Raw genomic sequence first — 18,710 nt, forward strand, 5'->3', positions numbered from 1 at the left:
TCACCCGCTTGAACTCGACGATTCAGACCCATGGGTTGCTGTTCCAGTCACCGCCGGTGGACTCCCAGAGTTCACGCCATGCAGTCGGGTACCAGTCGCGATAATTGGGCGATACGTCATCGCTTGCGAACTCAGGTGGGCATTGCAGGCCCTCTGCTCTGATATCGGCACGGCTGATATCCTGCAGTCGCTCGACGCGTACGTCGGTGATCTCCAGCAGGATGCGGCTCGTCCAGCGCGGCATGTGGATGGAAGGGCGGGTTTTGCCTGGAGTGATCATCGAGCAACCGGTCTGCCGCGTGGCACCATCTGCAGGGTACCGGATGGGCTCGCCTTGGCTGAGTTCTCGCGGCGCGATCGCGTCGAGCTGGGCGTCTGCTGCCCAGGCCTCGCGCACCCACAGGCGGTCGCCGGGCTGACCATAGGGACAAAGGTCCGCGTTGCCGGGCAGCGCCAGAAAGGCAGGCTCGAAACCGGCAGCCAGGCAATCAAGCGCTGCCTGTTTCTTTACTTCGCGTCGCGTGACCGTCTTCTGGCCTTCCAGGACGGCGCGCACCATCGACGCCGAGAACAGGATGGGGCGTTCTTTGACCGTAGTCACGGCATCACCTCCGCGTTGTATCGCTTGTAATCCTCGCCAAACTCCCAGCAATAGGTCGCGGGCCAGGCGCCGCGGGTGTCAGGCTCAACGAACACATAACGGCTGCTGAACTCACCTGATCGATCTGGCATCGACTTGCACCACATGTGCTTTGGTCCGCCCAAGAACCAGCCCGGGCATTCCTTAACAGCCTCTGCCATAAAAGCGTCAAGGTCGTGGTGGCCGCGGCTCATGGCGATGTAGGTGTCACTGCCGACAGACTCAATTTCCAGCGGGTAGGACTTCATGGCGTCACCACTCGTCGCGCCCACCAGCAGACAGGACCATCGTCAGTGTCATGGATAGCCAGGCAGAACCAGCCTTCACCGTCTGGGCGATCTGGCTCCCAGTAGCTGCAATCCGGGTCGTCGGCTTCGAAGTAGCGCTCAGATACAGCTTCATCGCTGTGGTACTCGAGTTCAGCCTTGACTACTTCAAGACCCTGTTCAGCGATCCAGGCTTTGCACTTGTCGCCGTCACCCTCGTCGAAATCTGGAAGATCGGGGTGCTGAGAGAAACCGTTCTCGTCACGGCGTACCGGCCAATGTTTGATCAACGGCAGCCGATCAAGACGCTCAATTTCAGCCAGTAGCAGTGCTGCAGCCTTGACCATATCCCGACGCCGGTCGTCACTGGGCTTGAATGTGTGCTGGCCCCAAGGCCAACCCGAACTCATCATCCCGGGGTGGCCTGCACAACGGGCATAGGTGGAGGCGGCCTCGGCCATTTCTCCCTTCACGTAGAGGTCATCGCGATACAGAGAGTAGCCCTCCGCCGAGATTTGCCGCTGGCGCTCGGCGAGCACATCACGTGCGGCGCTATTGAGTGGAACTGCATTTTCTTCAGGCATGACTTCGTCCTCGCCGCATACGCAGCAGGCAATAGGGATAGGGTGGGGCCGAACGGGCGTCGGGGTTATTGCTGAGCAGCGCGAATACGCTGTGTCTCGCAGCCGGTGGAGCAGACACCATCAACGAAAGCGCAGTTGCCGCAATCGACCTTCGCTGCTGGCACGGACTGCGCGCCACGAATGAAGGTGATCATCGGATGCTCAGCCTCACCGAAGCCACCAATGAGCGGAGCGGTGGGCGAGTGCTTGGCGAACCACCTGCCGCAGGTTTCCAGAGCCGTATTCAGCTCATCAACCCGCTGATCTGCAACATTCAAGCGCTGTTGGAGTGCGGCGTTTTCGGCCTGCAGGCGGGTGACGTGATCGTGGTGGATATCTGCCATAACGACCCAGGGTCCGTGCGGCTTGTAATCGATCTTATTGCCGTCCTCGGACAGCATTTTCACGACGCGGTAGCGATGCACTACCGGTTTCACGCCAGCCGGCGCCAGAGCGGCGGTTTGCTCTTCGCAGCTCACGCAGATGTCGCCCAGTGACAGGCAAATCGCGCAATCCTGATTCAACTCCTGACTCATAACCCCTCCTGCGGATACGTGCCCACTTCGCCCTGGTCGGCGGCGTTGGCGAAATGAACGGTCATTCCCAACGCGCACGCCAGATTCTTTTCAATCGTCGCGCCCTTCGAATTTTCCCATCCCGGTAGCAGGTACACGGCTCCGCAAAGGCCGAGGCGTGTCAGGTCATAGGCCATGTAGTCCGCCCACTCCAGGCCATCAGCAAGGGAGTGCTCGGCAGGGTTCTCAACGAGCCAGCCCTTTGCCCTCAACATTGCCGCCGCAGCGTTGAAGGCTGGGAAGTTGTAGTCAGCGATACCTGTCATTGGTCCCGCGACGTAAATCCGGCCTGCGCGCGCTGCTGAGGTTGGAACGGGGCAGCCGAAACCCGCCTGACTGGAATCGTTCACTGCGGGCTGGGCAAATACCGGACGCTCGAAACGGCCAGTCGGCTGCCGCATGATTAGCATGCAGTCGGCGACACCGGCCTCAAGGTTGCGGGCGTCCTCCCGATTTACGTAGCCCATTGGTTGAGGCTGGCTTTTCACATTTTCATTTGGCATAGCGATATCCCTGTAACCCAATCAGGTTACTTTTCGATATGTGATTTCTGGAAGGTGGTTTCGAGGTTCGAAGCGGTATGAGGGTTTGGAAAGCCGTGGCTCCACTTGGAGGCAAAGATGCACTCGGATCCAATTGGAGGTGATATTATTCGGCCACAATAATGATGGAGCACGATCATGCGTATCAGAGGCGCTGCATATTTAGAGTGGATATCCCAAGGCAGCGCGAACGCTGAGTATGATGAAATTCTGCCGGGTGGCGCGCAGCTCAACGTCGAGATCAGGATGAAACCCCACGGCGTGTGTGGAATCTTCGTCTCGATCTTCACCAGGAATGGACAAGCACTCTACGAAGAGCTGTTCGCGACGCTGCACGCGACGCCAGATGATGGCGTGGCATGGGGAATAGCAAGAGGATATGCAGCACATCGAGCCACTCAGTCACACGTTTCGTCCCGCAGAATTCCGCCTAAACACGAAGTTTGAAAGTGGGCCTGACACAACGGTAACTGCTGTCAGACTGTCTGCTGACTTTTATAGGCTGCTTGTGTCAGGCGGCGAAGGCCTGGCGTTGAGCAGCGCGCCATGGATCGTTGGCGCGGGCGAGGGCGGCCATCGGCGGAGGGCTGACGCTGTTGCCGCACATGTGGACCTGCTCGGTCTTCGTGAACGGTTTGCCGTCGGCGCCGTGCGTGATGATGTAGTCCGTCGGGAAGCCCTGCGCCCGGTAGAGCTCGGCCGGCTGCAGCATCCGCAATCGGATATCGACGATCACATACGGCGAGCCCTTCACCATAACGGTGACCAGGCCTAGGCGATCCTTTGTGGTGATCGTCGGCGCTGGCTGATCGCAACCGCTCATGTTCTCGGTGCCGTAGTAGCTGATCAGGAAAGCAGCGACGCGCAACGCGCCTTCTTCATGCTCGGGAGACAGTTCGAAGCTGACCAACGAGCTCTTGCCCCCGCCGCCCGCCGTGATGGTTGGCGCTGGCTCATCCAAGTCCTGGCCGACGCTGGCGCCGAATTGGCGCTCCATGAAAGCGGTGACCAGCCCGTGGTGTGTCCCGCCGGCGCTGACCGTGTGGAGCGGCTCGGCGGAATCACGTGCGTCGCAGTTGCCGCGCAGATGCACCAGGTTCGCGGTAACCAGCTGCTGCTGGCTGCCCGTATTGGTGACTGTGGTCATCGGCTCGTCAGCGCCTTTAGCGTGCGTGGCGTTGAAGCCGCCGTTCATCTGGGCCATGAACGCCGTAGCGATGCCCATTGCGTGCGCGGCGCCGGCCGGGCGCTGGTAGTTGCCGCCGCTGGTGATCGTCGGCAACGGCTCGTCCAGCGGTTTGCCTTCATCATCAAACCTGAACTTCACCAAGTGCGCCGCGGCGATCGCGCGATGGCTTTGCGTCATGAGTGTTCCGACTGGGTGGTCTGCCGCCGCTGGCTTGCCGGCATACTCCGGCCCCCCAGCTCCGACCAGAACAGCGCTGGTCAATGCGTGCTTCACGCCGCCGGCGACCACGGTGCCAAGGGGCTGATCTAATCCCGGTACCCGCGGCTCTTGACCGTCCCGCTCGCCGTAACCGGTCTGAACTAGCGTGGGGCTGATCAGCGTCAGCTCGCCGCGGTTGGCGCACGTCACTGTCGGCAGCGGCTCAAGTGGATCGTTGATGCGGTCGCTGCCTTGGTGCGTGGCTGGCGCGATAACCGGGCTGACGACCGAGAACGCGCCGCCTCTCGGGTATGAGGTGACTGTGCGCAGGGGCTGACCTGCCGACTGAACGGTTTCGCCGGACCAGTTGGCAATCGGCACGATGAAGGGCGTTGCGTTGTCGATCACAAATTTCTTCATGCCTTTCGCTACGCGCCGCAGCGTGGCGGTGGCCAGGTCCTTCTTGCGGCCAAAAATGCTTTTTCCCAGGTCGGAGAAATCGATGCACTCCGCGGCGGTGCGCCAGGGCTTTTGCCCCTTGGCCGGCCTCTTGGCGTGAGTCGGTTCTGGCCAGACAATCGGCTGCCCATCGCAACGGGCAAGCATGAACAGCCGTTCGCGGCTGGTGGGCGCGCCGAAGTCACAGGCCTTGATCACCCTCCATTCGACGACGTAGCCCATGCCTTCAAGCAGGGCCACGAATCGGCGCCAGGTGCGCCCGCGCTGCTTCGGATCTGGAATCAGGAACTGCTGGTCTACAGGCACCACCTCACCAGGTGCAGCGATCGCGCCGCCCAGCTTGATGACGCGGCCGGTCGCTTTGTCTCGCTTTGCGATCAGCCGGCCCCATTGCAGGATTTGCTTCACGTTTTCCAAGCTGATGACTCGGGGCTTCTTCTTGCCTGCCCACTTCAAGCCGATCCACGATAGGTTGCGGATCTCGCGCTTGCGCGGTTGCCCGCCGGCGGCCTGGCTGTGGTGGGTGCAGTCCGGCGACATGTGGAACCAGCCCACCGCCTTGCCGCCACACTCGGTATCCGGATCGCCGTCGAACACATCGGTGGTGAAGTGTTTGGCGCCCGGGTGGTTGATGGTGTGCATGCTGATCGCTTTGGCGCTGTGGTTCTTCGCCACGCTGACCTTGCGACCGAGGCCCATTTCCAGCCCAGTACCGGCGCCACCACCGCCGCAGAAGAAGTCCACGACGATCTCATCGTCTTGCGGATCGAAGCCAAGGCCGTACTGAGTTTTGAAATCGAAGGGGTGTTTCTTCTGATGTGCAGACATAGGGGATCCTCGCCAGTGGCGTGATTTGGAAAGGTGGGCTATCTGTATTCAACTCAGCATTGGGCTGAGCTATGGAGGTTTTTGATGACTGACGATTTTTCCATCGGGCCGGCCCGCAAGCTTCAGCTCGCGAAGAATCAGGCCGAAGATGCCGCTGATGATTTTTTTGTGGAACATTGGCCCCTGGATACAGGCGAAAAGTACGCTCAGTACGAGGCACTTGAGTCCATAGCCTCTGGTGCGCGGGCTGAGTTCATGGAGTACATCAGGCCGAAGCCTTGCCCATTTTCTAGCTAAGAGGGACTACTTAAGCTGCTGGGGACGCGTCGTGAAAGACGTCCATCTGCGCCGCGCCGTCCAGCCAGGCAGCCTCGGTACGAGCCCGCGCCATTGCCGCGTAATCAGGGTTCAGCTCGCAGATGATCGACCGGCGACCCTCCTGCATCGAAACCAGCGACGTGGTACCGGCACCGCCGAACGGGTCGAGCACTGTGCCACCGCGTGGCGCGCCGGCCAGAATGCAGGGCCTAATCAGGTCAGGCGGAAATGTGGCGAAGTGGGCGCCCTTGAAGCTGTGTGTGGCCACAGTCCAAACGCTGCGCTTGTTCCGCTCGGTTGGCATGATCGCGAGAGCAGAGTTCATCGATTGGTTGTCTTTGACCCTGCCGCGCTGGCGCTCATCGGAGTCAGTGCCATGGCCCCAGCCAACGCCGTTCAACTTGCGCGCCACGGCCTTCATATTGCCGTTGCTCTTGGTGCCGCCATTGGCCCGCTCGCTGCCGATCTGCGCCTGGACGTCCTGAGACAGCCGAGCATGGGTGTTCGGGGAGCAGGGCTCGAGGATGGCTGCCTGGTTGAAGTAGTACTTCTTCGATTTGCTCAGCAGGAAGATGTATTCGTGCGACTTGGTGCACCGGTCGCGCACGCTTTCCGGCATCGGGTTCGGCTTGTTCCAGATGATGTCCTGCCGCAGATACCAGCCGTCGTCCTGCAGCGCGAATGCCAAGCGCCATGGCATGCCCATCAGGTCTTTCGACTTCATGCCCATCTCGCGGCCGCGCACGCCGGTACCGGATTTGAACCGAGGGTGCTCGTTGATCTGGCGGGCTGAAGTAACGCTGCGCCCGGACATCTGGCCGTCACCTTGAGGCCTGCCTTGCGCGCCCCAGCTACCGGCGTAGCTATCACCCATATTCACCCAGGCGGTGCCATCGTCGCGGAGTACTCGACGCACCTCGCGGAAAACGTCGACCAATCGAGCGATGAACTCGGCGGGCGTTTCCTCCAGGCCGATCTGGCCCTCTACGCCGTAGTCGCGCAGACCGAAGTAGGGCGGAGAGCTCACGCAGGTGTGAACTGACTTGTCTGGTAGCGTGCGCATCATCTCGATGCAGTCGCCGACCAGTATCTGGTGCTGCTGGATCATAGTTCGATTCCATACGAGTGGGAAAATGGCCTACGCTCTCCGCAAAGGAGTGCAGCTAATGTTTGAAGGCAAGGAAATGGCGCTGCAGATTGCGCTGAAAGCAGTTTTGGCAACGGCTAGGGAACAGGGCGTAGATGTCAATGCGCTCGCCGAGGCCGCGGCAGATAGCCTGATAATCGATCCGGCCTATAGCAGCTGGTACGTATCGGAAGCGATCTTGGAGATTGAGAGGGCGGTAGATGCGCTGGTAGTGGAGTGATCAGGCGCAACCTTCAAAATCACTGTCACCGGACCTTCACGCAGGGCGCCGTCAAACCAGCCATCTAGAGCCTTGATCTCCGTTTTCGTCAAGTTGCGCCATTTGGCAATGATGAAGTCGCCTTTGAGTACTGGCGCGGGGTGCATGACGCATGTAGGTCCATAGCTGTACCCGTTTTCAGTCAGCCAGTGCTGGGCAGCGTGCAACGCCTTGAACGTGCCTTTTTCGCTGAAAGTCTTTTTGAACATGGCAATGTTCCATGCAGAATCAAGCCTCCGAAAGTCCGGTGGCGAATAGGTTCGTGGTGGGCTATACGTGGTGACCGGCATGGGCCGGGATCAACAATTCAGAAAAGGAATCAAGCAATGACAGGCAATGTTTACGATGCAATCCAGAGCTTCATCGGCGCCGGCGCGGTCTCTCAGAGCCAGGCTAAATCGATGCTGTCGGCCTACTCAGATAAGGTTCAAGGTCAACTGATCTGCGCTATGTACGTAGGGCGCGACCATCTGCACAGCACCGAGCTTCAGCAGCCAGGTCTCACTTATGCTGGGTACACAGATCATATTTCATCAGATGAATATGCTCTGATCATCTATGAGAAAAACAGCAATGTTGGAACGTATCTGAGCAAAATGCTCGAATGCTCGGGAAACTCTGGTTTCGACCTCAACAACCTTTGAGTTCTGGAACTTGCGGATGCCATAGATGTTGCTCTCTGCATGATCTACGACTGTCATGCTTGTTGAGGCGTTAGAATCTCGTCCCCTGGGGCCTGCTGAATCATCAGCATGCTCCTCCGGTCGAAGGACAGTGCCAGTCTTGGCGAGATGCTGATTGCGCTTGATTACGGCCATGGCGGCTGATGCGGTGGTGGGGTAATCGGCACGTAGCAGATAAGCTCGAACACGGTGGCCACCTCAAAGATTTGGTTGAACGCCAAACCTTCGTCCTGCAGCGTGTCGCCGTGTTCTGCGTCAAATTCCCAAACCAGGTGGTATAGAGATTCGCAGCCCAAGCAGAGCTTGGCGGTGTAAAAATCTCCGTCCCACTTTCCGGCGTATCCCATGTACTTCTCGCCGGGTGCGATCTGACGACAGCAGCTTTGGCACCAGTGAGGCTTGCGGGCAGTCGTCGGCCTCTTTCGCTGAAACGAATCGCTCATGGCGTCCTCCATGCGAAAGCCTCCGAAAGTTCGGTGGCGAATAGGTTGGTGGTGGGCTATACATGGTGACACAAGCCGGCGATTGCCGATTGCCTAGAAGAGGTAAGGTATGTCAAAGGTCCTGGTCATGAACAAAGTTCACCACTGCACTGTCCGAATAGTCGTTGGTGGCGTAGCTGACGTTGGAATGGAGATTAACAATTCGTCCGGAAACGTGTTCAGCGAGCTGTCAGTCGACATAATTACTCCCTCGAAGGCTTATGAGCCTAAGCCTGGAAGGAACGCTCTATGCCCTTGCGGTTCAGCGGTAAAATTTAAAAAATGCCATGGAGTAAGAGATGTGAGCACTGGAATCAAACTGGATGACAGCACTTTCACGGTAGGCAAGGCTACTATCGTGGCTGACGTGGGCATCGACGCAAAGAACAAAAGCCATGCCCACGCCGAAGAATTCCTACACATCGCCCCAGAAGTATCACCAGAACTTATGCAGATCCTGCAGAGGTTCCAGATCAACCCACCGAGGGACGTTCTAGCCGAAGCATGGTCTGACGTCCAGCGGTCCAAATCCCCGAAAATTCTCGAGAAGTCCAAACTCAAGGCATGGATCTTGGAACAAGGCCTCGGCGTAGCGTTTTGGGCAGAGATTGCCGTGGCGATTGCTGGCATAGCGCTTGCGCATTGACCCCATCACCCAGTCAGTTCACTCTTCTTCTGGATCGGGCTCCGCCATTCCAAGTTCTTTCAACTGACGCGCCAGCTTTGGGGTAAGCACGAAAGCTGACGCGTCAGGCTTTCTCAGCCGTCGCGCCTGTTCTTCGTGCGGAGACGCCAAAAACGACAGCGCCAAGTCTTGCCAGAGCTCTTGCAACTGGCTGTAACCGTGATCAGCCATTGCCGCCGTTAGTCCCGAGCGGACACTGATCGGCATGTCAATCTTCAGTGTCTCGATTCCCATTTTCGTTTTTGCTGCGTTCTGCCGCGCCCGGTAATCCGCCGAGTGCTTCGCAGCTGCTGTCTTTTCCATTGGGTGCCTCGTAAAACTGGTGCGCTGACAGATCCGGCCAGGTTTGTCGGCGGCGCTGATGTACGCGTTTGTTGATCTTGCGCATCAGGCCGGTTCAGTCAGGCTGATGTCGTTCTCTTTTGCGATGTGCCGGATGGTGCGGCTGTCCAGGCCAATGGTGGTGGCTATTGCCGATGCCGTCATGCCCTGAGCTGCCAGGGAGCGAACTCGAGGCACATGCTTGTTGCGCTTCGCCTTCAGGTTGCTCGGGTGATTGCCGATCGCGGTAAACGGAATCTCGCCGCTTTTGCCTGCGGGAACCAATTCGATGCGGTGGCCGGTCGCCAGGTAGTGATCGATCTGTGCCGCCAGTTGCGCGCTGGCCTGCTTGTGCTGGTCTGGAATGCTTTCGCCGATCATTGCAGCACCGCCTGTGACAGCGTGACTTTCACACTATCGGCGCGAGCCTCAAGGACCTGGGCGAAGTTGACTGCCTCTTTCCAGGTGAAGCGAAAGCCGCGCACCTTGCCTGTTGCGATCTCGACGATGTGGTAAGCGCTGGTGCCAACGCTCTTCACCTGATAGCGAATTTTCTGTGCTGGTGGCTCTTTACCGATCATGGCGTAGAACTCTGCAGTGGCGAGCTGAGTACGTGCGTGCATGGCGGTCAGGCCATCCACGCGCTGTTGAAGTTGTGGGTGCATGTCCTTTCCTCGATGGTTGCGTGTACTCGGCAGCACTCTGACCGCCTGCCTGTTGCCGTTGGGCGCAGGGGAGAGTGCTGGCGGGTAAACGCCGGATAAAGAAAAGCCCTGTCGACGCAGGGCTCTCCGTTGTTGCTGGCTCATACACACCTCCGCACGTGAACCACTTCGCCAGGCGTTGCATGAGGCAAGGCCGGCAGGCTGTCATTTACATGGCTGCAAATCCTCCGTGTGAATGCGCGCCGGATGATGGCGGGCGCTCGCCGGGCTGTAGGTTTGATGCAGGGGGCCGCTTTCGCAGTGTGTTCTCGTCCGCATCGGAGAGTGATCGAAGCACCAGGGCGCAACGCCTGCTTATTTCCCGCCGCGTTTTTGGTATTGGCCGTCTCGCTCGTACCGGCTCAGGACATTTACGGGGCTTTGCGATCCTAGCGCTGCAGCCCGCTCGGGCACGCTTCGATCACTCTCCGATGCAGCCTGGTCAGCGTCAAAGCGTTCCAGGGCATCGGGAAGGTCTCCAACCTTCTGACGGGGTCACTGATTTTTTATATTGCCGTAGGCCCGTGAAGCGGCAATTCCGTTAAGGCTTTCGCCATCCCGCTGCGCACTCTTCGAATGCGCAGGAGGTTGGTTCAGTCATCGAAGCCGTAGGAAAAATCGCCCTCTTCGCAGTCGATCAGAAGAACGGCGTTGCCGAAGTACAGAGACGCGAGCATCCGTTCCCACTTGCTGCGTACGCTCTTCTTCAGCGAGATTTTTTTCTCGTCGAGCTGGGCGCTGTACACCTGGCCGAACTCAACTTTTGGCCGCCAGCGATCCTCAGTGTCTCGCTCGCCCTCGATCATCACGTGGAGGTTGTGTTTCAGCGAATAGTCGCCGCGCCTTTCTTGGGTGTAGCTGTATCGATCGCTGCCTTCGGGTGCAGGATCGAAGTAGATATGGACGAATTTCCGCTGATGGGAGTCGTCCTCTGTTATCCGTATTTCCGGTGCGCCCCATTGCTCTTGGGCGGCTTCTTCCTTGTGAGCGTCGATAAACTCTTCCAGAAGCGCCTTCAGCGAAACTTCGCCGGTGAGCAGGCCTTCACCTGTCAGAACCTCAGTGATGGATGCATCGGCCTGGGCGAGAATCGCCGATTCCATACCGAAGGCTTCCCACCGCTCCCGCAACGCGGTGGCGATCATGGCGTTGTAGCGCTGAAGTTCGAAAACGTCGGTGACATTTGCCGGGAACGCTTTCTTGACTGCTTCTTTGATTGCCTCGCCAATGGTGCCGTAGGAACGGAAGGCGTCCTCGATGACGCCTTTGAACATCTTGTCGATGCCTTCGTCGATCAATTGGCGCGGGCGCTCGGACAAGGCGTATGTGCTGACGCGTTCGGCCAGCAGTTGCTGAAGGGTTTGGTCCATTACTGATTGCTCCGTGCGGGTTTGATTGGGTTTGGAAGCTGCATTGGAATGTCGGTCCACACCATTTTCTGCAATCGACGTCCGGGTATTCGCCACAATCCGATTGCTCTGGAGATGCTTTTTTCATGACCCGCCGACATTCCGATGCAGCCTCTTTCGAAGTGATAGGGCAGTTATCGTCAGGCTGGTGCTGGTTCTGCTATCGCCATTCGCCTTCGATCTCGGCGTGCCTGGCTTGCAGCCGCGCTATCAGATCCAGCCGTTCCTGAGCACTTAGGTGCCGGGCGGCGAGGAATAGTCCTTCAGCGAGATCGCCATCGAACTTCATGGCACCGGCCGCGTGTTTCACCTCGATCGTGACGTGCTTGGGTGTTGCGTCCATCGATGAGCCTTACCGGCTAAACCGGAATCACATCACCATGCCCAGGCATAGCCCGGTGACAACGCCGATCAGATACCGGCGGCTTTGGCCAGCGCCTCCAGCAGCAGATCCTGACGGTTTTGCTTGTCCAAATACTGGCGAATGGCGCGGACGAAGATGGTGTTCATGGACGTGTCGGCTGCATCGGCGGCCGCTTCGACTTCATCGCGCAGACCGTCCGGGAGGCGAACAACGAATTTCGGAAGGCGTGAGTCTTGGGTGTTCGACATGGTCGTTCCTCGGGTGTGGTGATTTCCCGTCTGGCCCTGTCTCCAAGGCCAGCCGGTGAAATCGTCAAGCAGCGGCTTTACAGTCAGCCGCCGTCATTCGCTGCCCGTCTTTCAGCTCGACCACGCAGACACCGTTGCGATATCCGCGCTCCGTGTTGAGCCGGTTAGCCTCGCGGATGCAGGCGGCCAGGTCGCTGTTGGTGAACACCTGCAGCTCGCCGCGCAGGGTGATGCGGATGACCTTGTTCATGTGGTCTCCTCCAGTGGATTCCCAAAGCACCCGGTCGCCCAGGTGCTTCAGTGAAGCTCTCGGTCTTCTCACTCACTGCGCCTGTCCGGGTCATTCGCACAGTTCGGTCATCACCTCGCCAGACTGAGCCCCTCATTGGCTTTCGTCTGGCGCCGGTCGCCTCACAAGCGCAGCGGTTTGTTTCCTTCGGTTTACTGACCTCCCACCGATGGTGCCGGGAGTGACCTAACCGGTTTGGCCGGGTAGTCGTTCATGGCGCAGGTTGTTAAAGAGCGCAGGCCCTGATCAGGCCCTGTCGCAGTAATGAAGCGCTGCGATAGGTGTAGTTAACCATCGGTATATTTTAACGTCAATACCGATGGTTAATTTATTTTGATCTGCGTGCTATATGATTTTGCTTTTACTGGATATGCATACAGTTAAGGAGGTCTAAATGGCGCGCGCAAAAAAACAGACAAAGCCAGTAGTGCGGCAGGAGATGACCGGCGTAGAGCGATTAGGATTGCGGGTGTCGGGAATGATTAATTCGCCCAGGGCGCAGGAAAGGTGCTCAGCACTGATCCATCGGCTTGACACTGACAAGGACGACGCATGGGACGAAGTGATGGGCCTTCTTTCGGAAACCGATGGAGTGGAGGTGACATTTCAGGATGATGGCGAGGTGCTTATCGAGTGGGAGAAACCCACGGATGAGGATCGAGCGCTGGAGGTAGGTGAGGTTGATGCTATGGAGGAAGAGCCAGCACCTTTTTGACAGGCACAAAAAAGCCCGCTGAGCGGCGGGCTACGGTTTCAGGTCGTTGAAGGTTGACCGATAATCCAAGTGCAACTAAAGTTAGTCGCAGATAAGGAGCCTTCATGTCCAAGCAAGAGAAACTGATCGCCAAGCTGCTGAATAGACAGGCAGGGTTTACCTGGCCAGAGCTGGTTTCGCTGTTGGGCTGTCTGGGCTATCACCAGATTGAAGGCAGCGGCAGCCGGGTGAAATTCGACAATGGCAACCCGCACGCGATGATAAACCTCCACAAGCCTCACCCAGGCAACGAGATCAAGGCATACGTCAAACGACAGGTGATTGACCACCTAAAAGCAGGAGGATTGATCTAATGAGCACCATGCTGCAATACCGAGGCTACTACGGATCGATTGAGGCAAGCCCGGAGGATAATTGCCTGTTTGGCAAGCTTCAGTTCATCCGTTCTCTGGTCAGCTACGAGGGGGATACGGTTGCCGAGCTAACCAAGGCATTCCACGAAGCGGTGGACGATTATCTGGCGACCTGCGAATCGCTCAATCATGAGCCCGAGGTTCCATGCAAGGGATCGTTTAACGTGAGGGTAGGGCACGATCTGCATTTGGCTGCCAGTGTGGCGGCAACTCGGCAAAGCATTTCGCTGAACGATCTGACGCGCAAGGCACTTAGCGAGTACCTGGAGCATCACGCGTAGGCAGATACGAAAAGCCCGGCGCTGAGCCGGGCTTATTTTGCTTGACGCTTGCACTCAATGAGGTAGAGCTTTCAACAGAGGGGCGAGATATTGCTGAACAATCCACCACCCACCACCGACGATTGGGAGTAGCGTCAGGAGGGCGTAGAGGGATAGCTGACCCTTGGTGACCATGTGATTGTCAATGTGATCAAGCTTGGTCCCTGCAGTCGAGGTAGCTAGCTTCAGAGACACGACATCGGCAGCCATAGCCTTCACGTCCGATCGGAGATCGGATATGTCTCGGCGCATGTATTCAACATGACTTTCGAGCTTTGCCACGCGCGCTTCCATTGGGTCGCCTCCAGGCGGTTCTTGACCGCTAGTATTGCCCGGACCGCCCTCTTTGTCACTCTTGCGACCTGCCGGAAGATGATCCGGTGTGAAAATCTGGTGATCAGACACGTTCTGGCTCCTGCGCCTGAGGATTGGCATCCAGCCATTTTCTAATAAAGCTGGCACGGTGAGATCTGAAGAAGCCACAGGAATTGCACAGCAACTTCAGCTCTAGAACCGGCGTACCATCCGCTGCGAGTAGGCCGCTATGAGAAAGGGACAATGGGGAGTGCGATTCTAGTACGGGTAATGACCACGTGACAGACTCGCACATCGGACATCTTCCTGGGCTCGACTGGCTCTTGAAGAATCTGACGGCTTCATCATAAAAGATTTCGATATCCGTATTTTTATAGTCGCTCACTATTCGATAGCCCTCCGCAACTCGATATTCACCCCAGCATCGACCTCGGCCACTTGGCGTCTACTACCTTGCCGACTCTCACGCCTTTCGTGCATTCCATATCAGCAGCACCTTCGCGTGGACGGTAACATCCTCAATCCGCGCCTCCTGATCCCGAACGTGCGGATTATCTGATACCAGCAGGAACCTCTCGGCATCCAAGAACTGAATCCGCTTGATAAACAAATGTTCGTGCCAGGTCAGCACATAAATCCCATCGCCCGCGTATTCATTGACGCCCCTGTCAACAATGAGCGGGTCTTTGTCGTTGATTGTCCCTTCCATCGACTGGCCCCAGCCCGTGATCATTGCCAGGGAGTGAGGGGAGGTATAGGTCACGCCCTTTTCGCGCAACACGTCTTCGCGGATGATCAGGTTGCGAATGACTTCATTGTAGTCGCTAGGCACTTGGCCATGGCCCATCGAGGCTCGCACGTCGTACTGGCGGATGACGATTTCTTCGGGCTTAGCTTTCAAACCCGAAAAGTCAGCCTGGATCACCTTTCCCTGAGTTTCGCCGGCGGCCTCAAGCGCTACTGCTGCGATCTTTTCCTGAGCATCCACATTCAAGGATTTTCCCGCGTGCTTGCGGATCATCTCCATTACCTTTTCGGCGGAGCTCGCTCCTCCACTCACCACAGCCTTAGCGGGAGTCCTGGTCATTTCCGCTATTTCGTCAGCAATGCGCTGACTGAATGCCGATACCGGCTCGTCGAGCATGCGGGCGAGCACAGCGGCGAACTTAGCGTTTAGGGGGTTAATACCTTTGAAATACAGGTTCACGGCGGCCGGGGTAATTCCCGCCTCATCGGCGATTTTCTTTTGACTGAGTTTCAGCTCGTTCTTCTTCGAGAGGAACAAATCGTGCGCGGCTGCGCACTCAGCGATTAGCTCGGGCGGTAGGAGTCGTTTCTTCGTCATCGCGCGAATGTATACCAACGGTTAAAAATAAGAAGAAACCATCGGTATTGATTAAAAATTAACAGATGGTTAATATTCGCCTCATCTACAACCGAGGCCTGATCATGAACGAGACCCCCCTCGACAAGTTCGTTGCTGATAAAGGGCAGTCCGAAGCCGCAAGGCTCCTTCGTGTGACAGCCCCGGCAATTCACAAAGCGCTTTCCGCAAAACGGGACATCCGCGTGCTTGAGCTTCCTGACGGCAGCTTCCAGGCGAAGGAGCAGCGCCCGTTTCCGTCCCAAAAATCTGCCGCCTAACCACTTCATCAGCCGCAAGGAGCAATACCGATATGCCAGAAGAACCACGCCCAAACGAAAAGCACGTCAACCAGATCAAGGTCCTGCTGGATGACAAATACGAAGGACTTCTCGATTACGCCGCGCAGATTCATGGAACAAAAAAGTCGGTTCTGGCCCGCGAGGTATTGAAGTCTTGGCTGCTTGATCTTGTTGGCAAGTCTATCCGCGACGACCGAGCAGCCTAAAGCAAAACCGTAGGGACTCAGTAGGGACCCGATAGGGACTGGAGGCGATATGCCGGAAGAAAAAGGCATGGAGCTTGGAGAGTTACTTGACCCGGAAGAGATTCGATTGCTGGAAGCAGAGGCGGCGAAGCGGGGGATGACCCTGGCAGAGCTGGCGAAGCTGGGAATTCAGCAAGAGCTGACGAGAAGGACAAGGCCGAGAGCCATGACAGGAACCATTCAAGCGTTCCGACGCAGAGACTGAGATGCCAAATCGCAGGCAATAAAAAAGCCGGTGGCTAGACCGGCTTCTTCAACAACACTTGTGAGGCCGATTATGCACACCATGACCACCCAGAGCAATACCCCACCTGATTCGTCAGTTTCCCACCAGCACCAAACCCTGTCGCGTCAGGTGATGTCCTCGCGCGAGATCGCGGATCTGACTGGCAAGGCCCATAAGCACGTGCTGGTCGACATCCGCTCGATGCTCGCAGAACTCGAAATTGACTCGGCCGAGTTTTCGGCTCAGTACAAAGATGGCACCGGGCGCAGCCTGCCGTGCTTCCACCTTGATCGCGAGCTGACTGACACGCTGCTGACAGGCTACAGCGCCAAGATGCGTCTGGCAGTAGTCCGGCGCTGGCGCGAACTGGAAGAGCGGGGCGCTCCTCGCATTCCTGCGAATTACGCCGAAGCATTGCAGTTGGCGGCAGATCAAGCCCGTGAGAATAGCCAACTTCTCGGTGTGATCGAGCTCCAGGCGCCGAAGGTTGCTGCCATCAGACGTTTGGCCGCCGCCGAGGGCGCTATTTGCATCACGGATGCCGCCAAGCAGTTGGGTGTTCCGCCGTCGAAGCTCTTCGACTGGATGCAAGCGAACCGGTGGATCTACCGCCGCGGTGGCTCGTCCCGGTGGATCGCCATGCAACCACGCATCCGGTCCGGCTACCTCAAACACAAAGTGACCGCATTGAAGCCCGACACCGAAACCGGTATCGACCGCGCTGCGTTCCAGCCCCTCGTAACCCCAAAAGGCCTCGCACGATTGGCCGAAAAGAACATTGGAGCCGAGCTGTGAGTGTTCAAGCAATGTCATGGGCCCTCGCACTGCCGAAGGCTTCCCTCGAAAATCCCTCAGCCCGTCACGTTCTACTGTGCCTGGCCAACTACGCCGGTAGCGACGGCCGGGGCGCATTCCCTTCGGCCGCCACACTGTCCGAAGACACTGGCCTGTCCGAGCGCACGGTGCGCCTGAAACTGGACGAACTGGAGCGGGCTGGTTTCATCGTTGAAGGCAATCAGGCCATTGCCGCCGCATATATCGATCGCCGCGACCGCCGCCCTGTTGTGTACGACCTTCAAATCAAGCGGGGTGCAAATGCTGCACCCCGTAAAGAACGGGGTGCAGATGACAGCACGGGGTGCAGCTCACAGCAGAACGGGGTGCAGGAAAACGCAGAACGGGGTGCAGCAGCTGCACCCAATACATCACTTAACCATCAAGTAACCGAAGAGCAGCAGCTGCAGCGCGAGTTGGATGCCGAGGTTGCCGAGCAAGATCTCGCCGCCGCCGAGTGCCCGGCGCCGAGCCAGCGGTTCGCGATGTTCGCCGCCTGGGAGCCAAACACCAAATCCCTGTCCGACCAGGTCTCGATCGCTGGGCTGCCTGTCGATGCCGTTCCCGATGCTGCGATTCGAGCGTTCAAAGGGTTCTTTGTCGCCCGGCCCACCACCGTCGACTCTGGTTCAGGCTGGTGCTACCGGCTCGTGCAGTGGGTGAAGCGCGAGCGGGTGAAGGCTGCCGGGCAGGGCCAAACTCCCGATTTCAACGACACCAGTTGGGCTGATGACCTGGGAGGCCTGTGATGAGCAAAGTTGCAAAGCTGCCCGCCAAGAGCGCCAGCACGATCATGGAAACGATGGGCAATCTGCCCCCTGTTATTCCGTTCACCCCTACTCAGCTTGAGCCTGGTACCGCCGAAGTCGTCAATGCTCTGTTCCGAGAGCTCCAGGCGATCTTCCCTGCCTGGAAGCAGGCCTGGCCAGACGCGGAAACGCTCGCAACCGCTAAGCGGAGCTGGATCAAGGCGTTCATGGCCGAAGGCATCACCCGCATCGAACAGATTCGTTACGGCATTCAGAACTGCCGCAAGCTCGGCGGCGACTTTGCGCCCAGCGTCGGAAAGTTCATCAAGTGGTGCCAGCCCACCCCCGAGATGCTCGGTATTCCGTCTCACGACAAGGCGTTTCGCGAGGCGCTGGAGAACTCGCACCCGAGTCGTGCCACGTCCCGGACCTGGTCCCACCCAGCTGTGCGTCACACCGCCTTGCAGTGCGAGCTGCATAACCTGGCCGACCTCCCATCGGAGAGGGCGAGCAAAATTTTCGACCGCGCCTACGACATCACCATTCGGATGCTCGTACAGGGCCAGCCGCTGGAAGAGATTGCGGTCGGGATTGGCTACGACGGCCAGAAGACCGAACTCGAACTGGCGATTGAGGAGGGCGAGCGTTTTGTTCACGCAACCATTCGACGCCAGGGAATTCCGTCTGATGGACAGGCCGCGCGCGTGGCGTTGCTGGCGAAGTTTGGCAAAGGGGTGTGCCCATGACCCCGGCTCAGCAAAAAACCATCGACTTGCTTAAGTCTGAAGGCTTCAGGTTCAGCCGCAACTATCACGACATGGTTCTGATGACCCGTGGAGCTGATAACCGGCTTGTGCGCCATGACGGCAGCCAGCGCCGAGCGCAGCGGATTTTCAGCAGGGGGTGTAACTGATGGCTTTCACCGAATCCCGCATCCAGCAGCTGCTGGCTGGGCAGTCTTCAACCGCACAGAAGATCTATCAGCACGTCCCTATTCAG

32 protein-coding genes are annotated in these 18,710 nt (G+C 58.0%); 15 read left to right on the forward strand and 17 right to left on the reverse strand.

Annotated elements, in window-relative coordinates; genetic code table 11:
* Window positions 1-22: 22 nt before the first annotated feature.
* From B3I26_RS10770 to B3I26_RS10790, 5 genes are all read right to left on the reverse strand, one after another.
* Entirely contained in the window at window positions 23-601 is a 579-nt protein-coding gene (locus B3I26_RS10770) for a hypothetical protein (protein ID WP_296257669.1), read from the reverse strand.
* Window positions 598-888: a hypothetical protein gene (locus B3I26_RS10775; protein ID WP_296257670.1), complete on the reverse strand. Its 291-nt coding sequence runs from the start codon at window positions 886-888 to the stop codon at window positions 598-600. The genes B3I26_RS10770 and B3I26_RS10775 overlap by 4 nt, the downstream gene beginning before the upstream one ends.
* Complete coding sequence (locus B3I26_RS10780; protein ID WP_296257697.1) at window positions 885-1,253, reverse strand: hypothetical protein; 369 nt, start codon at window positions 1,251-1,253, stop codon at window positions 885-887. The genes B3I26_RS10775 and B3I26_RS10780 overlap by 4 nt, the downstream gene beginning before the upstream one ends.
* Window positions 1,254-1,555: 302 nt before the next feature.
* A complete protein-coding gene (locus tag B3I26_RS10785) occupies window positions 1,556-2,065 on the reverse strand; it encodes a hypothetical protein (RefSeq protein ID WP_296257671.1) in 510 nt (169 codons plus the stop codon).
* On the reverse strand, window positions 2,062-2,607 hold the full coding sequence (locus B3I26_RS10790) for a DUF4406 domain-containing protein (RefSeq protein WP_296257672.1): 546 nt from the start codon (window positions 2,605-2,607) through the stop codon (window positions 2,062-2,064). The genes B3I26_RS10785 and B3I26_RS10790 overlap by 4 nt, the downstream gene beginning before the upstream one ends.
* A 177-nt stretch (window positions 2,608-2,784) precedes the next feature.
* Between B3I26_RS10790 and B3I26_RS10795 the strand changes: the two genes are divergently transcribed.
* Complete coding sequence (locus B3I26_RS10795; protein WP_296257673.1) at window positions 2,785-3,093, forward strand: hypothetical protein; 309 nt, start codon at window positions 2,785-2,787, stop codon at window positions 3,091-3,093.
* 64 nt (window positions 3,094-3,157) lie between these two features.
* Here the strand turns inward: B3I26_RS10795 and B3I26_RS10800 are convergent, their stop codons facing one another.
* Entirely contained in the window at window positions 3,158-5,320 is a 2,163-nt protein-coding gene (locus B3I26_RS10800) for a DNA cytosine methyltransferase (protein ID WP_296257674.1), read from the reverse strand.
* Window positions 5,321-5,404: 84 nt separating this feature from the next.
* On the opposite strand from B3I26_RS10800, the gene B3I26_RS10805 reads away from it, so the two are divergent.
* On the forward strand, window positions 5,405-5,617 hold the full coding sequence (locus B3I26_RS10805; protein WP_296257675.1) for a hypothetical protein: 213 nt from the start codon (window positions 5,405-5,407) through the stop codon (window positions 5,615-5,617).
* Window positions 5,618-5,627: 10 nt separating this feature from the next.
* On the opposite strand, the gene B3I26_RS10810 is transcribed toward B3I26_RS10805, so the two are convergent.
* Entirely contained in the window at window positions 5,628-6,746 is a 1,119-nt protein-coding gene (locus B3I26_RS10810) for a DNA-methyltransferase (RefSeq protein WP_296257676.1), read from the reverse strand.
* A 58-nt stretch (window positions 6,747-6,804) separates the two neighbouring features.
* On the opposite strand from B3I26_RS10810, the gene B3I26_RS10815 reads away from it, so the two are divergent.
* Window positions 6,805-7,005: a hypothetical protein gene (locus B3I26_RS10815; RefSeq protein WP_296257677.1), complete on the forward strand. Its 201-nt coding sequence runs from the start codon at window positions 6,805-6,807 to the stop codon at window positions 7,003-7,005.
* A gap of 365 nt (window positions 7,006-7,370) precedes the next feature.
* On the forward strand, window positions 7,371-7,688 hold the full coding sequence (locus B3I26_RS10820) for a hypothetical protein (protein ID WP_296257678.1): 318 nt from the start codon (window positions 7,371-7,373) through the stop codon (window positions 7,686-7,688).
* 164 nt (window positions 7,689-7,852) lie between these two features.
* On the opposite strand, the gene B3I26_RS10825 is transcribed toward B3I26_RS10820, so the two are convergent.
* On the reverse strand, window positions 7,853-8,170 hold the full coding sequence (locus B3I26_RS10825; protein ID WP_296257679.1) for a hypothetical protein: 318 nt from the start codon (window positions 8,168-8,170) through the stop codon (window positions 7,853-7,855).
* A gap of 127 nt (window positions 8,171-8,297) precedes the next feature.
* Here B3I26_RS10825 and B3I26_RS10830 point away from each other — a divergent pair, with 127 nt between their 5' ends.
* Window positions 8,298-8,855, forward strand: a complete 558-nt coding sequence (locus B3I26_RS10830) for a YecA family protein (protein WP_296257680.1) — start codon at window positions 8,298-8,300, stop codon at window positions 8,853-8,855.
* Between the two features lie 18 nt (window positions 8,856-8,873).
* Here B3I26_RS10830 and B3I26_RS10835 read toward each other — a convergent pair whose 3' ends face one another.
* From B3I26_RS10835 to B3I26_RS10865, 7 genes are all read right to left on the reverse strand, one after another.
* Window positions 8,874-9,197 (reverse strand): hypothetical protein, encoded by a 324-nt coding sequence (locus B3I26_RS10835; RefSeq protein ID WP_296257681.1) that lies wholly within the window; start codon window positions 9,195-9,197, stop codon window positions 8,874-8,876.
* 84 nt (window positions 9,198-9,281) lie between these two features.
* Window positions 9,282-9,596 (reverse strand): hypothetical protein, encoded by a 315-nt coding sequence (locus B3I26_RS10840; RefSeq protein WP_296257682.1) that lies wholly within the window; start codon window positions 9,594-9,596, stop codon window positions 9,282-9,284.
* A complete protein-coding gene (locus B3I26_RS10845; protein ID WP_296257683.1) occupies window positions 9,593-9,880 on the reverse strand; it encodes a hypothetical protein in 288 nt (95 codons plus the stop codon). Before B3I26_RS10845 ends, B3I26_RS10840 begins: the two co-directional genes overlap by 4 nt.
* Window positions 9,881-10,512: 632 nt before the next feature.
* Window positions 10,513-11,385, reverse strand: a complete 873-nt coding sequence (locus B3I26_RS10850) for a hypothetical protein (protein WP_296257684.1) — start codon at window positions 11,383-11,385, stop codon at window positions 10,513-10,515.
* A 103-nt stretch (window positions 11,386-11,488) separates the two neighbouring features.
* On the reverse strand, window positions 11,489-11,671 hold the full coding sequence (locus B3I26_RS10855; protein WP_296257685.1) for a hypothetical protein: 183 nt from the start codon (window positions 11,669-11,671) through the stop codon (window positions 11,489-11,491).
* A gap of 68 nt (window positions 11,672-11,739) precedes the next feature.
* Entirely contained in the window at window positions 11,740-11,940 is a 201-nt protein-coding gene (locus tag B3I26_RS10860) for an Arc family DNA-binding protein (RefSeq protein WP_296257686.1), read from the reverse strand.
* A gap of 64 nt (window positions 11,941-12,004) precedes the next feature.
* Window positions 12,005-12,190 carry a hypothetical protein gene (locus tag B3I26_RS10865; RefSeq protein WP_296257687.1) on the reverse strand — a complete coding sequence of 62 codons (186 nt, stop codon included), beginning with the start codon at window positions 12,188-12,190 and terminating at the stop codon, window positions 12,005-12,007.
* A gap of 433 nt (window positions 12,191-12,623) precedes the next feature.
* Between B3I26_RS10865 and B3I26_RS10870 the strand changes: the two genes are divergently transcribed.
* From B3I26_RS10870 to B3I26_RS10880, 3 genes are all read left to right on the forward strand, one after another.
* Window positions 12,624-12,944, forward strand: a complete 321-nt coding sequence (locus B3I26_RS10870) for a DUF1654 domain-containing protein (protein ID WP_296257688.1) — start codon at window positions 12,624-12,626, stop codon at window positions 12,942-12,944.
* 104 nt (window positions 12,945-13,048) lie between these two features.
* Window positions 13,049-13,297, forward strand: coding sequence for a type II toxin-antitoxin system HicA family toxin (locus B3I26_RS10875; protein WP_296257689.1), 249 nt, complete (start codon window positions 13,049-13,051; stop codon window positions 13,295-13,297).
* Window positions 13,297-13,638: a type II toxin-antitoxin system HicB family antitoxin gene (locus tag B3I26_RS10880; RefSeq protein WP_296257690.1), complete on the forward strand. Its 342-nt coding sequence runs from the start codon at window positions 13,297-13,299 to the stop codon at window positions 13,636-13,638. The genes B3I26_RS10875 and B3I26_RS10880 overlap by 1 nt, the downstream gene beginning before the upstream one ends.
* Before the next feature lie 54 nt (window positions 13,639-13,692).
* On the opposite strand, the gene B3I26_RS10885 is transcribed toward B3I26_RS10880, so the two are convergent.
* Together B3I26_RS10885 and B3I26_RS10890 are read right to left on the reverse strand one after the other, a co-directional pair.
* Window positions 13,693-14,082, reverse strand: coding sequence for a hypothetical protein (locus B3I26_RS10885; protein WP_296257691.1), 390 nt, complete (start codon window positions 14,080-14,082; stop codon window positions 13,693-13,695).
* Between the two features lie 373 nt (window positions 14,083-14,455).
* The gene (locus B3I26_RS10890) at window positions 14,456-15,337 is read right to left on the reverse strand and encodes a LexA family transcriptional regulator (RefSeq protein WP_296257692.1); all 882 of its coding nucleotides are present in this window, start codon (window positions 15,335-15,337) and stop codon (window positions 14,456-14,458) included.
* A gap of 104 nt (window positions 15,338-15,441) precedes the next feature.
* Between B3I26_RS10890 and B3I26_RS10895 the strand changes: the two genes are divergently transcribed.
* From B3I26_RS10895 to B3I26_RS10925, 7 genes are all read left to right on the forward strand, one after another.
* The gene (locus B3I26_RS10895; RefSeq protein WP_095111193.1) at window positions 15,442-15,636 is read left to right on the forward strand and encodes a Cro/CI family transcriptional regulator; all 195 of its coding nucleotides are present in this window, start codon (window positions 15,442-15,444) and stop codon (window positions 15,634-15,636) included.
* Window positions 15,637-15,668: 32 nt separating this feature from the next.
* A complete protein-coding gene (locus B3I26_RS10900) occupies window positions 15,669-15,863 on the forward strand; it encodes a hypothetical protein (RefSeq protein WP_296257693.1) in 195 nt (64 codons plus the stop codon).
* Window positions 15,864-15,912: 49 nt separating this feature from the next.
* Window positions 15,913-16,107, forward strand: coding sequence for a hypothetical protein (locus tag B3I26_RS10905; RefSeq protein WP_296257694.1), 195 nt, complete (start codon window positions 15,913-15,915; stop codon window positions 16,105-16,107).
* 153 nt (window positions 16,108-16,260) lie between these two features.
* Window positions 16,261-16,923 (forward strand): phage regulatory protein/antirepressor Ant, encoded by a 663-nt coding sequence (locus tag B3I26_RS10910; RefSeq protein WP_296257698.1) that lies wholly within the window; start codon window positions 16,261-16,263, stop codon window positions 16,921-16,923.
* Between the two features lie 11 nt (window positions 16,924-16,934).
* Window positions 16,935-17,711: a helix-turn-helix domain-containing protein gene (locus B3I26_RS10915; protein WP_296257699.1), complete on the forward strand. Its 777-nt coding sequence runs from the start codon at window positions 16,935-16,937 to the stop codon at window positions 17,709-17,711.
* Window positions 17,711-18,457 (forward strand): replication protein P, encoded by a 747-nt coding sequence (locus B3I26_RS10920; protein ID WP_296257695.1) that lies wholly within the window; start codon window positions 17,711-17,713, stop codon window positions 18,455-18,457. Before B3I26_RS10915 ends, B3I26_RS10920 begins: the two co-directional genes overlap by 1 nt.
* Window positions 18,454-18,624 carry a hypothetical protein gene (locus tag B3I26_RS10925; RefSeq protein ID WP_296257696.1) on the forward strand — a complete coding sequence of 57 codons (171 nt, stop codon included), beginning with the start codon at window positions 18,454-18,456 and terminating at the stop codon, window positions 18,622-18,624. The genes B3I26_RS10920 and B3I26_RS10925 overlap by 4 nt, the downstream gene beginning before the upstream one ends.
* Window positions 18,625-18,710 lie beyond the last annotated feature (86 nt).

Source organism: Pseudomonas sp. UBA5706 (assembly GCF_002419965.1).
Lineage (GTDB): Bacteria > Pseudomonadota > Gammaproteobacteria > Pseudomonadales > Pseudomonadaceae > Aquipseudomonas.

Coding starts and splice junctions, on each gene's coding strand:
- B3I26_RS10915 (WP_296257699.1), top strand. CDS start 16,935: ATGTCATGGGCCCTCGCACTGCCGAAGGCTTCCCTCGAAAATCCCTCA.
- B3I26_RS10785 (WP_296257671.1), bottom strand. CDS start 2,065: ATGAGTCAGGAGTTGAATCAGGATTGCGCGATTTGCCTGTCACTGGGC.
- B3I26_RS10865 (WP_296257687.1), bottom strand. CDS start 12,190: ATGAACAAGGTCATCCGCATCACCCTGCGCGGCGAGCTGCAGGTGTTC.
- B3I26_RS10925 (WP_296257696.1), top strand. CDS start 18,454: ATGACCCCGGCTCAGCAAAAAACCATCGACTTGCTTAAGTCTGAAGGC.
- B3I26_RS10890 (WP_296257692.1), bottom strand. CDS start 15,337: ATGACGAAGAAACGACTCCTACCGCCCGAGCTAATCGCTGAGTGCGCA.
- B3I26_RS10825 (WP_296257679.1), bottom strand. CDS start 8,170: ATGAGCGATTCGTTTCAGCGAAAGAGGCCGACGACTGCCCGCAAGCCT.
- B3I26_RS10780 (WP_296257697.1), bottom strand. CDS start 1,253: ATGGTCAAGGCTGCAGCACTGCTACTGGCTGAAATTGAGCGTCTTGAT.
- B3I26_RS10910 (WP_296257698.1), top strand. CDS start 16,261: ATGTCCTCGCGCGAGATCGCGGATCTGACTGGCAAGGCCCATAAGCAC.
- B3I26_RS10815 (WP_296257677.1), top strand. CDS start 6,805: ATGTTTGAAGGCAAGGAAATGGCGCTGCAGATTGCGCTGAAAGCAGTT.
- B3I26_RS10790 (WP_296257672.1), bottom strand. CDS start 2,607: ATGCCAAATGAAAATGTGAAAAGCCAGCCTCAACCAATGGGCTACGTA.
- B3I26_RS10810 (WP_296257676.1), bottom strand. CDS start 6,746: ATGATCCAGCAGCACCAGATACTGGTCGGCGACTGCATCGAGATGATG.
- B3I26_RS10775 (WP_296257670.1), bottom strand. CDS start 888: ATGAAGTCCTACCCGCTGGAAATTGAGTCTGTCGGCAGTGACACCTAC.
- B3I26_RS10805 (WP_296257675.1), top strand. CDS start 5,405: ATGACTGACGATTTTTCCATCGGGCCGGCCCGCAAGCTTCAGCTCGCG.
- B3I26_RS10845 (WP_296257683.1), bottom strand. CDS start 9,880: ATGCACCCACAACTTCAACAGCGCGTGGATGGCCTGACCGCCATGCAC.
- B3I26_RS10860 (WP_296257686.1), bottom strand. CDS start 11,940: ATGTCGAACACCCAAGACTCACGCCTTCCGAAATTCGTTGTTCGCCTC.
- B3I26_RS10920 (WP_296257695.1), top strand. CDS start 17,711: ATGAGCAAAGTTGCAAAGCTGCCCGCCAAGAGCGCCAGCACGATCATG.
- B3I26_RS10830 (WP_296257680.1), top strand. CDS start 8,298: ATGAACAAAGTTCACCACTGCACTGTCCGAATAGTCGTTGGTGGCGTA.
- B3I26_RS10870 (WP_296257688.1), top strand. CDS start 12,624: ATGGCGCGCGCAAAAAAACAGACAAAGCCAGTAGTGCGGCAGGAGATG.
- B3I26_RS10905 (WP_296257694.1), top strand. CDS start 15,913: ATGCCGGAAGAAAAAGGCATGGAGCTTGGAGAGTTACTTGACCCGGAA.
- B3I26_RS10800 (WP_296257674.1), bottom strand. CDS start 5,320: ATGTCTGCACATCAGAAGAAACACCCCTTCGATTTCAAAACTCAGTAC.
- B3I26_RS10835 (WP_296257681.1), bottom strand. CDS start 9,197: ATGGAAAAGACAGCAGCTGCGAAGCACTCGGCGGATTACCGGGCGCGG.
- B3I26_RS10855 (WP_296257685.1), bottom strand. CDS start 11,671: ATGGACGCAACACCCAAGCACGTCACGATCGAGGTGAAACACGCGGCC.
- B3I26_RS10880 (WP_296257690.1), top strand. CDS start 13,297: ATGAGCACCATGCTGCAATACCGAGGCTACTACGGATCGATTGAGGCA.
- B3I26_RS10895 (WP_095111193.1), top strand. CDS start 15,442: ATGAACGAGACCCCCCTCGACAAGTTCGTTGCTGATAAAGGGCAGTCC.
- B3I26_RS10900 (WP_296257693.1), top strand. CDS start 15,669: ATGCCAGAAGAACCACGCCCAAACGAAAAGCACGTCAACCAGATCAAG.
- B3I26_RS10875 (WP_296257689.1), top strand. CDS start 13,049: ATGTCCAAGCAAGAGAAACTGATCGCCAAGCTGCTGAATAGACAGGCA.
- B3I26_RS10795 (WP_296257673.1), top strand. CDS start 2,785: ATGCGTATCAGAGGCGCTGCATATTTAGAGTGGATATCCCAAGGCAGC.
- B3I26_RS10820 (WP_296257678.1), top strand. CDS start 7,371: ATGACAGGCAATGTTTACGATGCAATCCAGAGCTTCATCGGCGCCGGC.
- B3I26_RS10840 (WP_296257682.1), bottom strand. CDS start 9,596: ATGATCGGCGAAAGCATTCCAGACCAGCACAAGCAGGCCAGCGCGCAA.